This window comes from Providencia sp. PROV040 (assembly GCF_032706145.1).
GTDB classification, from domain to species: Bacteria; Pseudomonadota; Gammaproteobacteria; order Enterobacterales; family Enterobacteriaceae; genus Providencia; species Providencia hangzhouensis.
Map to the genome: position 1 here is coordinate 2,248,171 of NZ_CP120530.1, position 13,551 is coordinate 2,261,721.

Annotated in this window: 14 protein-coding genes; 5 read left to right on the top strand and 9 right to left on the bottom strand. The window is 40.4% G+C overall.

Annotation, left to right across the window (positions count from 1 at the left end; all coding sequences use genetic code 11):
* Window positions 1-39: 39 nt before the first annotated feature.
* The 4 genes from P3L40_RS10285 to P3L40_RS10300 are packed head-to-tail and all read right to left on the bottom strand — an operon-like array spanning window position 40 to window position 2,642.
* The gene (locus tag P3L40_RS10285; protein ID WP_136135133.1) at window positions 40-903 is read right to left on the bottom strand and encodes an energy-coupling factor ABC transporter ATP-binding protein; all 864 of its coding nucleotides are present in this window, start codon (window positions 901-903) and stop codon (window positions 40-42) included.
* Window positions 894-1,598 carry an energy-coupling factor transporter transmembrane component T gene (locus tag P3L40_RS10290; protein WP_136135132.1) on the bottom strand — a complete coding sequence of 235 codons (705 nt, stop codon included), beginning with the start codon at window positions 1,596-1,598 and terminating at the stop codon, window positions 894-896. The genes P3L40_RS10285 and P3L40_RS10290 overlap by 10 nt, the downstream gene beginning before the upstream one ends.
* Window positions 1,599-2,180 carry an ECF transporter S component gene (locus tag P3L40_RS10295; protein WP_210853158.1) on the bottom strand — a complete coding sequence of 194 codons (582 nt, stop codon included), beginning with the start codon at window positions 2,178-2,180 and terminating at the stop codon, window positions 1,599-1,601.
* Between the two features lie 36 nt (window positions 2,181-2,216).
* Window positions 2,217-2,642 (bottom strand): PPC domain-containing DNA-binding protein, encoded by a 426-nt coding sequence (locus P3L40_RS10300; protein ID WP_210853156.1) that lies wholly within the window; start codon window positions 2,640-2,642, stop codon window positions 2,217-2,219.
* Between the two features lie 581 nt (window positions 2,643-3,223).
* On the opposite strand from P3L40_RS10300, the gene P3L40_RS10305 reads away from it, so the two are divergent.
* Both P3L40_RS10305 and P3L40_RS10310 read left to right on the top strand, forming a co-directional pair.
* On the top strand, window positions 3,224-3,676 hold the full coding sequence (locus tag P3L40_RS10305; RefSeq protein WP_004253572.1) for a DUF441 domain-containing protein: 453 nt from the start codon (window positions 3,224-3,226) through the stop codon (window positions 3,674-3,676).
* 7 nt (window positions 3,677-3,683) lie between these two features.
* Complete coding sequence (locus P3L40_RS10310; RefSeq protein WP_210853154.1) at window positions 3,684-5,705, top strand: tRNA(Met) cytidine acetyltransferase TmcA; 2,022 nt, start codon at window positions 3,684-3,686, stop codon at window positions 5,703-5,705.
* Here the strand turns inward: P3L40_RS10310 and P3L40_RS10315 are convergent.
* Window positions 5,686-5,877, bottom strand: coding sequence for a YpfN family protein (locus P3L40_RS10315; RefSeq protein ID WP_112307944.1), 192 nt, complete (start codon window positions 5,875-5,877; stop codon window positions 5,686-5,688). The genes P3L40_RS10310 and P3L40_RS10315 overlap by 20 nt on opposite strands.
* A gap of 457 nt (window positions 5,878-6,334) precedes the next feature.
* On the opposite strand from P3L40_RS10315, the gene P3L40_RS10320 reads away from it, so the two are divergent.
* Window positions 6,335-6,727, top strand: coding sequence for a DUF454 family protein (locus P3L40_RS10320; RefSeq protein ID WP_004253588.1), 393 nt, complete (start codon window positions 6,335-6,337; stop codon window positions 6,725-6,727).
* A gap of 54 nt (window positions 6,728-6,781) precedes the next feature.
* On the opposite strand, the gene P3L40_RS10325 is transcribed toward P3L40_RS10320, so the two are convergent.
* The 4 genes from P3L40_RS10325 to P3L40_RS10340 form a co-directional block, all read right to left on the bottom strand.
* Window positions 6,782-7,450, bottom strand: coding sequence for a M15 family metallopeptidase (locus P3L40_RS10325; RefSeq protein ID WP_136135129.1), 669 nt, complete (start codon window positions 7,448-7,450; stop codon window positions 6,782-6,784).
* The gene (gene dapE / locus P3L40_RS10330; protein ID WP_136135142.1) at window positions 7,447-8,577 is read right to left on the bottom strand and encodes a succinyl-diaminopimelate desuccinylase; all 1,131 of its coding nucleotides are present in this window, start codon (window positions 8,575-8,577) and stop codon (window positions 7,447-7,449) included. The genes P3L40_RS10325 and dapE overlap by 4 nt, the downstream gene beginning before the upstream one ends.
* A 13-nt stretch (window positions 8,578-8,590) precedes the next feature.
* Window positions 8,591-8,962: an ArsC family reductase gene (locus tag P3L40_RS10335; RefSeq protein WP_036957666.1), complete on the bottom strand. Its 372-nt coding sequence runs from the start codon at window positions 8,960-8,962 to the stop codon at window positions 8,591-8,593.
* A 146-nt stretch (window positions 8,963-9,108) separates the two neighbouring features.
* Window positions 9,109-9,729 (bottom strand): LuxR C-terminal-related transcriptional regulator, encoded by a 621-nt coding sequence (locus P3L40_RS10340; protein WP_036957668.1) that lies wholly within the window; start codon window positions 9,727-9,729, stop codon window positions 9,109-9,111.
* A gap of 531 nt (window positions 9,730-10,260) precedes the next feature.
* Here P3L40_RS10340 and maeB point away from each other — a divergent pair.
* Together maeB and P3L40_RS10350 are read left to right on the top strand one after the other, a co-directional pair.
* Window positions 10,261-12,540 (top strand): NADP-dependent oxaloacetate-decarboxylating malate dehydrogenase, encoded by a 2,280-nt coding sequence (gene maeB / locus P3L40_RS10345; RefSeq protein ID WP_004253593.1) that lies wholly within the window; start codon window positions 10,261-10,263, stop codon window positions 12,538-12,540.
* A 118-nt stretch (window positions 12,541-12,658) separates the two neighbouring features.
* Window positions 12,659-13,525: a ChaN family lipoprotein gene (locus tag P3L40_RS10350; RefSeq protein ID WP_247605833.1), complete on the top strand. Its 867-nt coding sequence runs from the start codon at window positions 12,659-12,661 to the stop codon at window positions 13,523-13,525.
* Window positions 13,526-13,551: the final 26 nt, after the last annotated feature.

Consider the following 13,551-nt stretch of genomic DNA (forward strand, 5'->3'; position numbering starts at 1 on the left):
TTATCAATAGTTGAACTTGGCCAACGATAACTCAGGTTTTCAAGCTGTAACATATCGCTCCTTAAACATCTGTAGCAATTGTGCTTCATCGAGGGGAATATTTCCTTGCCAATACCCTAATTTGAGCAGTTCACCTACCGCACGCCAAGCATCTGGCATATTGATTGTTTCAATGGCATCAAGAAAAACATCATTTAAACCGCCTGTTGCGACCATTTTCCCAGCCTCTAAAAAGGTTTTACCCGTATTCAGCAAAAGGAATGAGTCACAGAAACTGATGGCTGGTAATAAGTTGCGCTCAAAAAAAATAATGCTACAGCTTGTTTGTTCTGTATAGCGTTGTAATTGCGTTAAGATGCGTTGTGTTGCACTCGGTGTGAGCCGACTAAAGGCTTCATCAAGTAACAGGAGTTTGGGTTGCATCGCTAATGCGCTTGCTAACACCACTCGTTGCGCTTCACCGCCTGACAAGGTTGCAGGATGGCGCGTTCGCAGTGCCCCACAAAACGTCAGTTCAATGGCAAGCTCAACTCGCTCACTAATTTCGTCGGGTGTTAAACCGAGGTTCTCAGGCCCGAACGCAATTTCCTGTTCAACGGTAAACGCACAGCCTGAAAGTTGTAATTGGGGGGATTGCTGAACTAGTTGGCGTGATATAGACACCTGAACCACGGAGTTGTCAGCTAAGGGCGCTCGTAATATCTCTGCGGTTCCTTCGATTTTCCCCTGAATGAGGTCATTGTGCCAACCGGCGAGTATTTGCGCTAATGTGCTTTTTCCGCTGCCGTTACCGCCAAATATGCATAGCCATTGGCCTGCGTTTAGCTGAAGATCAATCGGCCCTAATAGGGACTGCTCCGCACCTTGTGGAATGAAGCGCATTTGTTGTAGATTTACCACCACAGAGAGAGACCACCTTCAATGAAAATTAACAGAGCTAACCCATATCTAAGTAGGGCTTGGAGTGAGCTATCTTTAGGCGGGTTTAATGTGGTGCGTTTGGCACAATAACGAAAACCACGCATATCTAATGCGGCTCCACGAATACTTAGTTCACTTAACGTATTACTGGCAAGTGGAAATAATAGGGCAGGTAACGATATAACACGTTGCCAAAAGCGCCCATCAAGAGGAACGCCTCTCGCTAATTGGGCTTCACGGATAGTGTTCAATTGCTGGCGAAATTGTTCTGCAAGTAATAACGGGCCCGCGAGTAGGTATGCAAAACTTGCAGGTAAACGGCTTGCAAACAAAGCACGAATAAAACGTTCAGTCGGTACATATTGCAACCAAAGCTGAGAAGCGCTAATAATCGTTAATAACTTAAACCATAATGCCAACGCAAATTCAGGGCGGCTATTTTTTAATGTGGCTCCGGTTAATAGCTGAGCTAGCCAGCCACCATGAATTAACCAAAGCCCTGCCGCCATGGGAAGCATAATCCACGCAACTATTTTCCATCGGTGGCGTGCGGGCCGCCAAAATAATAAAACACCAAATGTGCTGCAACCTAGCAGAATTAATGGCCAGCTCAATGGTAAGAAAAGCGAGCTTACACTGAGCCAAAACCAAATTGTCAGCGAGGTAAATGGATGCATTTAACGGACCTTAGCCATATTTGGATAATTACGTTGGACACGTTCTGGTAATTGTCGAACCAATAACCAAGCAATAATGGCTGATGCGACTTTATCTGCAATATTGGCGCCTAATACTGTAATTGCCACCGATTCTAATAAGTTATCGCCAACAGCGTGAAAATACGCGACAAAAAAGTCAGCGCCGCTACCGGTTGTTCCTGCAAACAAGTAAGTGCGAATGGGAACAGCAACGATCATCAACGCAAAAGTAATGACAACACCGGATAAAATCACTCTTGGTAAGGTGCGAAAACCACCTGCGCGAGCTAATAACCCCGCACTCAGACCAATCATCATCGCGACAGGGGCGAAAGCCTCTGCAATTGGGCCGCTGAGTAAACCCCATAATAGATTTGTTAATAATCCACTCAATAGCGCAACCCAAGGGCCTGCTAATAATGCACAAATTAATGTTCCTATAGAATCTAGGAATATCGGCAGTTTTAACATTGAACTTAATTGGCCAATAACCATATTAATAGCAATAGAAAAAACAATTAAAGTTAGTGTACGACTAGAAATAATCGACGTTTTACTCATGACAAAGTCATTCCTTACAGTAATGGAATAATAAAATTAGCGAGAAGTGATGATAAGCTCTTCATAACCAGACAAAGGGCAAGGTTCACGAGTGAAATTAACTTTTTCAAGTTCCCCAATAATCAGCTCTAATGTTGTTCTAACAGTACAACCCGGCATCATATGGCCACCGAGAACTTTCCCTTCTTCATCAGAGACAGACAAATGCAGGTGTTCGCCGTTAGCATCTAAAGTGCCAATTAATGAAACAATTTCGAATTTGCCTGTTGTGTGAAAAGTGTTCTCTTGGCCTGCAAAACGCAGTGCGACATGAGTTAAGCTGCCGACGCTACTGGCAATAAATGCCGCTTGTAGGCCGTGCTGCTCAATTTTTCGTTTTAATGCTAAAAGCGCATCTTCCCCAGGCATTAAGCGGATAGCAATAAAACGAGCGTTAGAAAAGGGGGATAAAGATTGGTTCATATTGTTAATCCTAATCATTGTGCTTGCGCACAGCGTCGCACAACCATGTAAATCATTAAAATTATAAATAATGCTAAGTTATGATTTTTCTGTATTAATTATTGGTGATTATTATACGTAATTGAGATGGATTGTCTGGTTGTAAAGGTATTTAGGACTATCTTCAGCAAAAGGCACCACAAGTTGGTTTTTATGATGATAAATATAAAAAAAATGCAGAAATAAAAAAATAAACAGTGATAAATATTCCGAATATTTAGCTTAAGTTTTGGTGGTGATGGGAGTTATCTGTATTGCCATGCTAATTTTTGTACAATTCGGCTTGTCACCGTGAAATATGCTAAGAAGGCATTTTTTAAAAAGTACTAAATAGATAATAAAGAACAACTAAAATGTCACACTTGAGTTAATACATTGTGTGGAAATAGTAAGGTTTTTTATTAATAAAAATATCGTCACCGTAAAAATAAAAAGAGTTGGCGTTAATATTTGCTTCTTTGATGATGAGCCAATAACATGTTTTTAAATCAGTCTATTTGCTGCTAATAAATTATAATTATGCGTTTTACAGGGATAAATCTATGAGTCATGTTGATCCAACATTAATCATTCTACTGGTATTAGCCGGGTTAGGTATCATTAGTCATAATATGACAGTCACTCTTGCGATGTTATTTTTATTGGTGGTCAGAATAACACCATTGAATAATTATTTTCCATGGGTTGAAAAATATGGCTTAACCATTGGGATACTTATCTTAACTATCGGTGTTATGGCGCCAATTGCGAGCGGTAAAATAACGGCAAATGAAGTATTGAGCTCATTTTTGAATTGGAAATCGATTCTTGCAATTGTCATCGGGATCGCCGTTTCTTGGTTAGGTAGCCGAGGTGTCACATTAATGTCCCATCAACCTTCTACTGTTGCAGGCTTACTTGTTGGAACTGTTATTGGTGTTGCTTTATTCCGTGGTGTTCCTGTAGGGCCTTTAATTGCTGCCGGGATCTTGTCACTATTAATTGGTAAATCATAGTATTACGATGGTGAAATTGCTTCCTGTTATTATCGAACAGCTACATATGGTTGGCATGCGTCGTCTTATGGTTCTTTCTGGCGACAGTGCGTGGGTGGAACAGCAACTCAACGAATTTCAGACAGCCATTGATGGCGACTGGTTAACCATTTCAGTGAATTTGCCACAAGGGTTTTCCCCAGAGAATGCACATCTATTATTGGGCCGTGAATTTTTACATGGCATCTTTGATGCGCGTAAAGGTTTTCATAGTGAAGCCCTAGCCATGCTTGCTGGCACGTTAAAAGCAGGGAGCTTGTTAGTTTTATGTACTGCACCTCAAACTGAGTGGGCGACAAATGCTGATCTAGACAGCCTACGTTGGAATGAACAATTGGGTCTAATTCCGACACCGAATTTTGTTCACCATCTGCAACGGACTTTCCAAACATCTTCCGATATTTTATTTTATCAACAAGGAGATGAGCCTGATTTTTCATTGCTAAATAACAAACCATTATGGCAAGCACCGACAGGCCAGCCAACAGAACAGCAGCAACAAATAATTAGCCAATTATTAAAAGCAAAACATGGCATTTGGGGCTTGATAGCCCCGAGAGGGCGCGGAAAATCTGCAATAGCTGGGATGTTAATAAAACAATTTATGGGAGAGTGTTGGTGTTGTGCTCCCGCCAAAGTGGCGACGGAAGTTTTAAGTCGGCATGCAGGACAAAAGATTAATTTTTGGTCCCCTGATAACTTATTAGCGTACTGCCGCAGCAATGAAAAAATAACAGCAGATTGGCTAGTCATCGATGAAGCTTCTGCTATTCCTAATTATATATTACGTGAGCTGGTGGGGTATTTTCCCCGAGTTTTATTAACTACGACAGTCGATGGTTATGAAGGAACAGGGCGTGGATTTACACTAAAGTTCTGTGCAAGTTTAGCCCATTTCACTTTACTACAACTTGATAACCCAATGCGCTATGCGGCTAATGATCCCTTAGAATTGTGGGTCAATGAGGCTTTATTGTTGCAAGAACCCACCACTCAAACGGTTCTTGCTGGAAATACTGAATATAAAGCGTTAACTCAGGCATCATTAGCGGAAAATAATGAGCAATTAAAAGCGTTTTATGGCCTATTGATGAGCGCACATTATCGAACGTCACCATTAGATTTACGACGGCTATTGGATGCCCAGCAACAACATTTTATGGTGGCAAAAGCCGAGTCTCATGATTGTACCTATTTAGGTGCATTATGGATGGTAGATGAAGGACAGTTAACCGAATCATTGAGCTGGCAAATATGGGCTGGGCTTCGTCGACCAAGAGGAAATTTAGTTGTCCAATCTTTAGCAGCTCATAGTTATTTCCCCATTGCGGCACAATGGCTATCTCGCCGAGTGATGCGTATTGCCGTTGATGCGAACTACCGTAGGCGCCAAATTGGTTTAACACTGCTAGCAAAACAAAAAGCGTTCGCCACAGAGCAAGGCTTGGACTTTATATCTGTTAGTTTTGGGCTAACACCAGACTTAGTGGCTTTTTGGCAAAAAGCAGGTTTTAGGCTGATACGAATAGGTTCGCATAAAGAAGCCAGTAGTGGCTGTTTTACCGCGATGGCTATTTTACCTATTTCAAACCGTGCATACCAACTTTGTGAACAAGGCGAATCCCGATTAAAACGTGACCTATATTGGCGCAGTGATTTACAAGAGTTTGCGTTCGAAACGGATCCACAGCAGCAACTAGTGACAGATGATTGGATAGAACTGATCGGTTTTAGTGAGTTTAAGCGCCCAATTTCGGCGAGTACAAGTGCAATTATGCGTTTATTGAGGGAAGAAACAAACGGGCTTCCTCTCCTCAGACGGCATTTTGTATTATGTGAACCTATCTCCAAGATTTGCGCGGATGTCGGTATTACAGGGCAAAAGCAATGGTTAAAACGAGTAAGAGAAGAGGTTGGTATACAGGTAAAACAATACCAACCAGCACTTTTAGCGGAGATAAAGCAGAAAATTACTTCTTCTTGTCTTTAGGCCAATCGTCTTCATCATCCCAAAGATGGTTATTATCCTGATGCGGAGGGATTTCAGGCTTGTTATCTAAAAATTTTTTGGGGTCCAATTTCATCATTTCTTTGACTGAGTTCCAGATAAGCCCAACCAATAGGAGCAAGATTATCCACCAGTAGTCTGTCAACCATTGCATATTCACCTTCCATTCGTCATTCTTTGAGCTGTCTGTGCGTTGATATCGCTCAGTTACCCTAGTCACATACTTTTGTATGCTCCTAGGGATGCCTTCTCTCATCGCCTTCATACAACTCAAATAATTTAGAATGGAACCGAGTGGGCCATTCTTTTGAGCTGTCTGTGCGTTGATATCGCTCAGTTACCCTAGTACATACTAGTGTATGCCTCTATTGTGTTTTTTTGCATCTTTTCATCGAAACTAAATGATATAAAGAAAAATAAATATCTATCATTGAAACCTCAAAGATTCCTGAGAAAGAAAGCTATGGGAACAATAATCATTCCAATCGGCAAAAGCGACTTTTCATTAAGCGTGTTTACCATTAGAGTATACCATTGATATTATTATGAGTTACCACAGATTTTATGCGGCTTTTACCATTTGATTTATTTTTTAGGGAGGGGGAGTAATTTTGAAAAAATTGTTCCTCATTGTTATTGGATGGTTAGCTGTTGCGCTGGCTTTTGCTGGCGTTATTCTTCCTGTTTTACCGACTACGCCTTTCTTGTTATTAGCGGCATGGTGTTTTTCTCGTTCATCTCCACGCTTTCACCATTGGTTATTATATCGCTCTTGGTTTGGGGGATATATCCGTCACTGGCAAAAGCATAAAGGGCTACCGAAAGGGGCAAAACCAAAAGCAATCATATTGATAATACTCACTTTTTCACTATCAATCTGGGTTGTTAGCTATTTATGGTTAAAAATTGGTTTATTGGCACTGTTGTGTTGGCTGCTTATTTTTATGTATCGGCTTCCAGTTGTTGATGAACAAATTGCCACGAAAAAGAAAAAAGCCCCATAAATTATGTAGCGTAATCTATGAGGCGTGATAGAAGTTGCTCTGTTAGCTTAGAAATTATTCAGGAGCTTTAATATAGCGTTCGAATACATAATCTAAGTTACTGTTTAGCCAGTTTTTTCCGCAAATATCCTCTTGTAGGAGAACTTGTTTAATGACTTCTGGCGTTAAAAGCTGTTCAGCTTCATGGGATAAAGGCCAGTAGCTAATATGCCAAGGTTCATAGGCAACCCCTGCATTTTTTGCAGTGAAAGGGCGATAAAAATCAAATGTCGCCATGTTATCCGTCAGCCAGTGGTTCAGTTCAGCAAAATAGCCACCAGTTTCATATTCCCAAGGCTCTAACTGTAACGTTTGCCCTGAAGGAATACGTAATGGGTCATAAACATCTATTTCGGTTCCCCAATGGTGGCGGCTTGCACCGGGTAATGCTGACCAATGTAAAATAGCTTCACAAAGCTCGCCTTCAGAAAGCGTTGTAATATCTAAAGGTTGGCTTTGTGCATCAAGAACAGGGCGGAGACCGGTAAATTTTTCATTCCAAATTAACTGTTGACGTGAAAAATCACGAAATGCACTTGCCGATTGTAACTTGAACCCTGACTTTACAGCCGCTTGTTGCATGGCTAAAAATGCTTTGGTGGCATTGAACTGTAGGCGATGAGAACCGCCAAGTGTCACTAAATGGTCAGTTGAGCGGCCTGTTAACATGGCAATAGTGATCATAATAACAATAACTCCATGACCCGTTCATAAATTAAGGCCAGCTGTTGCAAGTCTTTGACGTTAACGCATTCGTCAACTTTATGTATGGTGGCATTCAGTGGGCCGAGCTCAATAACTTGAGTCCCCATTTGGGCGATAAAACGGCCATCGGAGGTTCCACCGCTTGTGGATAACTCTGCATTAAGACCAGTTAATTCATGAATTGCTTGCAAAGTTGCAGTGACAAGTTCTTGTTTTTCAGTTAAAAATGGTTGCCCAGATAATGACCACTCTATTTTATATGTTAAGCCATGGCGTTCTAGCATGCTAGTGACCCTGTCACGTATTTGTGTGTCGGTCAATTCGGTGCTAAAACGAAAATTAAATTGAACAAATAACTCACCAGGGATCACATTACTTGCCCCTGTACCACCATGAATATTGGCAATCTGCATAGTGGTGGCAGGGAAGAATTCGTTGCCGTTATCCCAAATAGTTGATGTGAGTTCTTGCAAAAAAGCAGTTGCTCGATGTACCGGGTTATCCGCTAAATGAGGATAGGCAACATGCCCCTGCGTTCCCATAATGGTAAGATTTGCCGTAATAGAGCCTCTACGGCCATTTTTTATGATGTCGCCTAAATGAGATTGGCTTGAAGGCTCACCGACTAAACAGTAATCAACGCGTTCATTACGTGCCATCAATGTTTCGACCACTTTGACCGTGCCATCTAGCGCATCGGCTTCTTCATCTGATGTGATTAAAAAGGCCAAACGTCCTTGATGTTGAGGGTGCTTTTTGACAAAGCGCTCTGCGGCGACAACCATTGCTGCGACTGAGCCTTTCATATCAGCAGCACCGCGACCATACAAATGTTGATTGATAATTGTCGGGTTAAAAGGGGGTGTTTGCCAATTTTCACTATTGCCTGCTGGTACGACATCGGTATGGCCTGCAAATGCGAGGGTTGGACCTTGAGTACCTCGATGTGCCCAAAAATTTAATGTGTTACCAAAATGCATGGGTTCAACGGTAAAACCGAGTTGGTTTAAACGCTCAGTCAGTATCGCTTGGCAACCTTGGTCATTAGGGCTGATAGAAGGGCGTGAGATCAGTTCTTTGGCAAGTTGAATAACTGGGCAATCCATCATAACCGCCTGATTATCGAATGAAGTTTTGGTAGTCATTTGCGCTAAACCCAACTAAGTAACGGTTATCTGGAGAAACAAGTACGGGTCTTTTGACCATGGCGGGCTCTGCAATTAGCACTTTTTTCGCGCTATTTGAGTCAACCACTGCATTTTTTTCATCATCAGTCAGTTTACGCCAAGTTGTTCCTCGTTTATTTACTAACACTTCCCAATCAATATGTTCCATAAAGGTAGAAAGTAATTCATCGCTAATACCATCAACACGATAATCATGAAACTGATAGTTAACTCCATTGTCTTCTAAGTAACGGCGTGCTTTTTTAATGGTGTCACAGTTTTTAATTCCGTACATGATATAAGGAGAGTTAGATGTATTGGGCATATGATTTTCCTCAAAAAACTAGCGATAATCCATACATAATGAGGCAAAAATCGCTTAGGATCTAGCCCAAATGTGAGAAATATATAATAAACTTATAATTAAATTATTCGTAATTTAGCTTTGTTAATTAATATAATTAGAAAAAATTATCTTGAACGCATATAAATTAAGCTAGCTTCAAGACGAGAGCGAACACGTAATTTTTTAAGAATATTTCTAATGTGAACTTTAACCGTTTCTTCAGAAATAAAAAGTAAATTAGATATTTCACGGTTTTTTAAACCCACAGCCATTTCATGTAAAATTTCAGATTCTCGCCGTGTCAGTGATGAGAGTGGGTCATTATAATTATGACGTGAAATAAGATGCTGATATATTTTTTCACTGAAAACTAATTGCCCTCTAGAGGCTTTCTTCATACTATAAAATAACATGTCAAGCTCACTGCTTTTTAATAAATACCCTTGTGCTCCTGCATCAATAGCGCCATATATATCTGTTTTAATTGTTGAAGCAGATAACACTAATAAGTAGCTATTATTGCAGTGTTTACGAAGTAATCGTATCGTTTCAAATGTTTTAATACCTTGAATATTGGTATCTATAATAATTAGATTAGGCTGTAGCTGCCTTGCAATGCTTAAGGCCTCGTAACAACAAGAGGACTCTGCTGTGACAATAAAGTGCGTATCGGTATTTATGAGCTGGCGCAATCCCAAGCGTATAAGAGGGTGCTCATCAACAATCATTACGGTATATTTAGACATAGAGGGTTCCTTTTTCATGTCTTAAAATTCAAGGTCTAGTTTGATACTTTCCATAAAATAGACAGTTTAATTTTGATATATTTATTATATTTAATTGGAGTATTAATAATTGTAAAATCAGTATGGGGAATTCTTAATGTTACTTCTTTGCTTAATATATTATATCCCTCGCTAATAACAATAAGATACTTGTTGATAATACATTAAAATTAGAAAATTCATATCTAATATTTAAATCAATATTAAACGGAGAAGGTATTTAAGATAGGGTTCATAATGTGATTAATTTTTTATATATATTAACCTCATAAAACTAATAATAAATTATTTTTAGTTAATATCTTAAAAATTAGAGAGGTGTTTCGATATAGTAAAATATAATCAATGTGATTACGTTTTACTCTAGCGGTGACCTAACTCTATTGTAACTGAAAGATTTTTCTGGAAATTGCCAGTATGATCATGATTTGCTAGAGAGATGTGTTTATACTGTTATCGCTCTTACCTTACTTATTTTGAAAGGACTTGACGATGGATGACAAATTAAAACAAAGTGCTCTTGATTTTCATGAGTTTCCACATCCTGGGAAAATTACGGTTACCCCAACTAAACCACTAACAACCCAGAGAGATCTCGCATTAGCATACTCACCAGGTGTTGCAGTGCCATGTCTTGAAATTGCAGATGACCCACTTAAAGCTTATCGTTACACCGCTAAAGGTAACCTTGTCGGGGTCGTGTCTAATGGTACGGCTGTCCTTGGGTTAGGTAATATCGGTGCTTTAGCTGGTAAACCTGTCATGGAAGGAAAAGGTGTACTATTTAAAAAGTTTTCTGGTGTTGATGTCTTTGATATTGAAGTTGATGAAACAGACCCAGACAAGTTAGTTGATATCATTGCGTCTCTTGAGCCGACTTTTGGCGGTATTAATTTAGAAGATATCAAAGCACCAGAATGCTTTTATATTGAACAAAAACTTCGTGAGCGGATGAAAATCCCTGTATTCCATGATGACCAACACGGTACCGCAATCATCTGTACTGCCGCTGTTATCAATGGCTTACGTATTGTTAAAAAAGATATTGGTGATGTGCGTCTGGTGGTTTCTGGCGCAGGGGCGGCATCAATCGCTTGTATGAATTTATTAGTCGCGTTGGGGTTGAAACGCGAACATATCACCGTTTGTGATTCAAAAGGAGTGATTTACAAAGGCCGTGACGAACGCATGGATGTCACCAAAGCCGCGTATGCAATTGAAGATAACGGCCAACGTACTTTGGCTGATGCGATTCCTAATGCAGATATTTTCTTAGGCTGTTCAGGTCCACGTCTTTTAACGCCAGAAATGGTGAAAACCATGGCAAAAGATCCTCTAATCTTAGCATTGGCTAATCCTGAACCCGAAATTTTACCACCTTTGGCAAAAGAAGTTCGCCCTGATGCCATCATCTGTACTGGTCGTTCTGATTACCCAAATCAGGTTAATAACGTATTATGTTTCCCATTCATTTTCCGTGGTGCGCTAGATGTTGGCGCAACAACGATTAATGAAGAAATGAAACTGGCTTGTGTATATGCCATTGCAGACCTTGCATTGGCTGAGCAAAGCGAAGAAGTGGCTTCTGCGTATGGCAACCAAGATTTATTCTTTGGCCCTGAATATATTATTCCGAAACCATTTGACCCGCGTTTGATTGTGAAAATTGCGCCAGCAGTGGCAAAAGCAGCTATGGATTCAGGGGTAGCAACGCGTCCAATTGAAGACTTTGATGCCTATATCGAAAAATTAAATCAATTTGTTTATAAAACAAATTTATTCATGAAACCTATTTTCTCTCAAGCTAAGACGGCGAAAAAACGCATTGTATTAGCAGAAGGGGAAGAAGAGCGTGTATTGCATGCGACTCAAGAACTAGTGTCTTTAGGTTTAGCTTTCCCAATTTTAGTTGGGCGCCCAAGTGTGATTGAAATGCGTATTCAAAAACTCGGCCTACATATTGAGTTAGGTAAAGATTTTGAAGTAGTTAATAACGAAAACGACCCGCGTTATAAAGAATATTGGCAAGAATACTACCAAATCATGAAACGTCGTGGTATTTCCCAAGAAATGGCGCGCCGTGCGGTGATTAATAACCCAACCTTAATTGGTGGGATCATGGTGTTGCGTGGTGAAGCCGACGGGATGATTTGTGGTACGGTGGGCAGTTATGGCGAACACTATGAAGTTGTTAAAGATTTATTTGGTTTCCGCGAGGGTGTTCATGCAGCAGGTGCAATGAATGCATTGTTATTACCAACGGGTAATACGTTTATCGCAGACACTTATGTCAATGAAGACCCTTCACCGGAAGAGCTAACTGAAATCACGTTAATGGCAGCGGATACAGTAAGACGCTTTGGTATTGAGCCAAAAGTGGCTCTGTTATCGCGTTCTAGCTTTGGTTCTTCAGATTGCGCATCTGCACAAAAAATGCGTGATACGCTAACGATGATCAAAGCACGTGACCCACATTTGGAAATTGATGGTGAAATGCATGCGGATGCCGCATTAATTGAATCTATCCGTAAAGATGTGATGCCTGATAGTCCATTAAAAGGTTCAGCAAATTTATTAATTATGCCAAATATGGAAGCAGCACGTATTAGTTATAATTTACTGCGTGTCACAAGCTCTGATGGTGTGACTGTAGGGCCTGTGTTAATGGGGGTTGCGAAACCTGTGCATATATTAACACCAATTGCTTCGGTACGTCGTATCGTGAATATGGTGGCATTGGCAGTGGTTGAAGCACAAACAAATCCACTCTAAGGGTTAATATTAATTAATTTGTGTTAAAGGCTTCTATGGTTTCATAGGAGCCTTTTTGTTGAAAATGATTCTCATTATCTGTATCTTGTGAGCTTGACTACATAAGATGGAAAGCATAATGATTTCAATTAGATTGACCTCTCGAATAGCCACTTTAATGGTTGGGTTATTTTTTCTTATTGGTTGTACACAAAAAATTGAGCCAACAAACGTACAATTGGATAGCCAGCTAACAGCAAGCGACCAAATTATTGACTTAGCAACAGGTAAGTCTTTAACACCTCAGCAATTAGTTGAGCAGCTTGCTCAATCTCCACGTGTGATTGTTGGAGAAAAGCATGATAACCACTATCACCACCAAATTGAGCAATGGCTTGTACAGGAAATGCCAAAAATACGGCCTCAAGGTGCGGTTTTACTCGAAATGCTGACACCGTCACAGCAAAAAGGTGTGAGTCGAGTACAGGCACAGATGCAGAGTAATCCTTATATTCGTGACGAAAAGTTACAGTCCGCCATAAAATGGAACAGTGGTTGGCCTTGGGAACAGTATGGGGCTTTAATCCGTCATTTGCTAAGCTCACCTTATCCATTACTTTCTGCAAACCAAGATAAAGAAGAGGTGCTTTCCGCCTACGCTAACCCATCATCAATAATGGGGCAGTATTCGACTCAGCCTATTGTTCAAGAACTCATCAGTAAAACGATTGAAAGCTCTCATGGTGGGGAACTTACAGCGGAACAAGTGGTAAAAATGACCTTTATACAGCAGTTGCGTGACCGCCGTATGGCAGAGTCGTTATTAAATGCACCTACACCCGCGCTCTTATTTGCAGGTGGCTATCATGCAACAAGAGCTATTGGGGTACCTTTACATGTACAAGACCTCGCACCTGACGAATCAGTCAAAGTGTTAATTATTTCAGAGAGAGGGGAAGAAATAGACCATTTACATGCTGATTTTGTTTGGTATACACCTAAATGATGACTAAATAATAGCAACCTAATGAT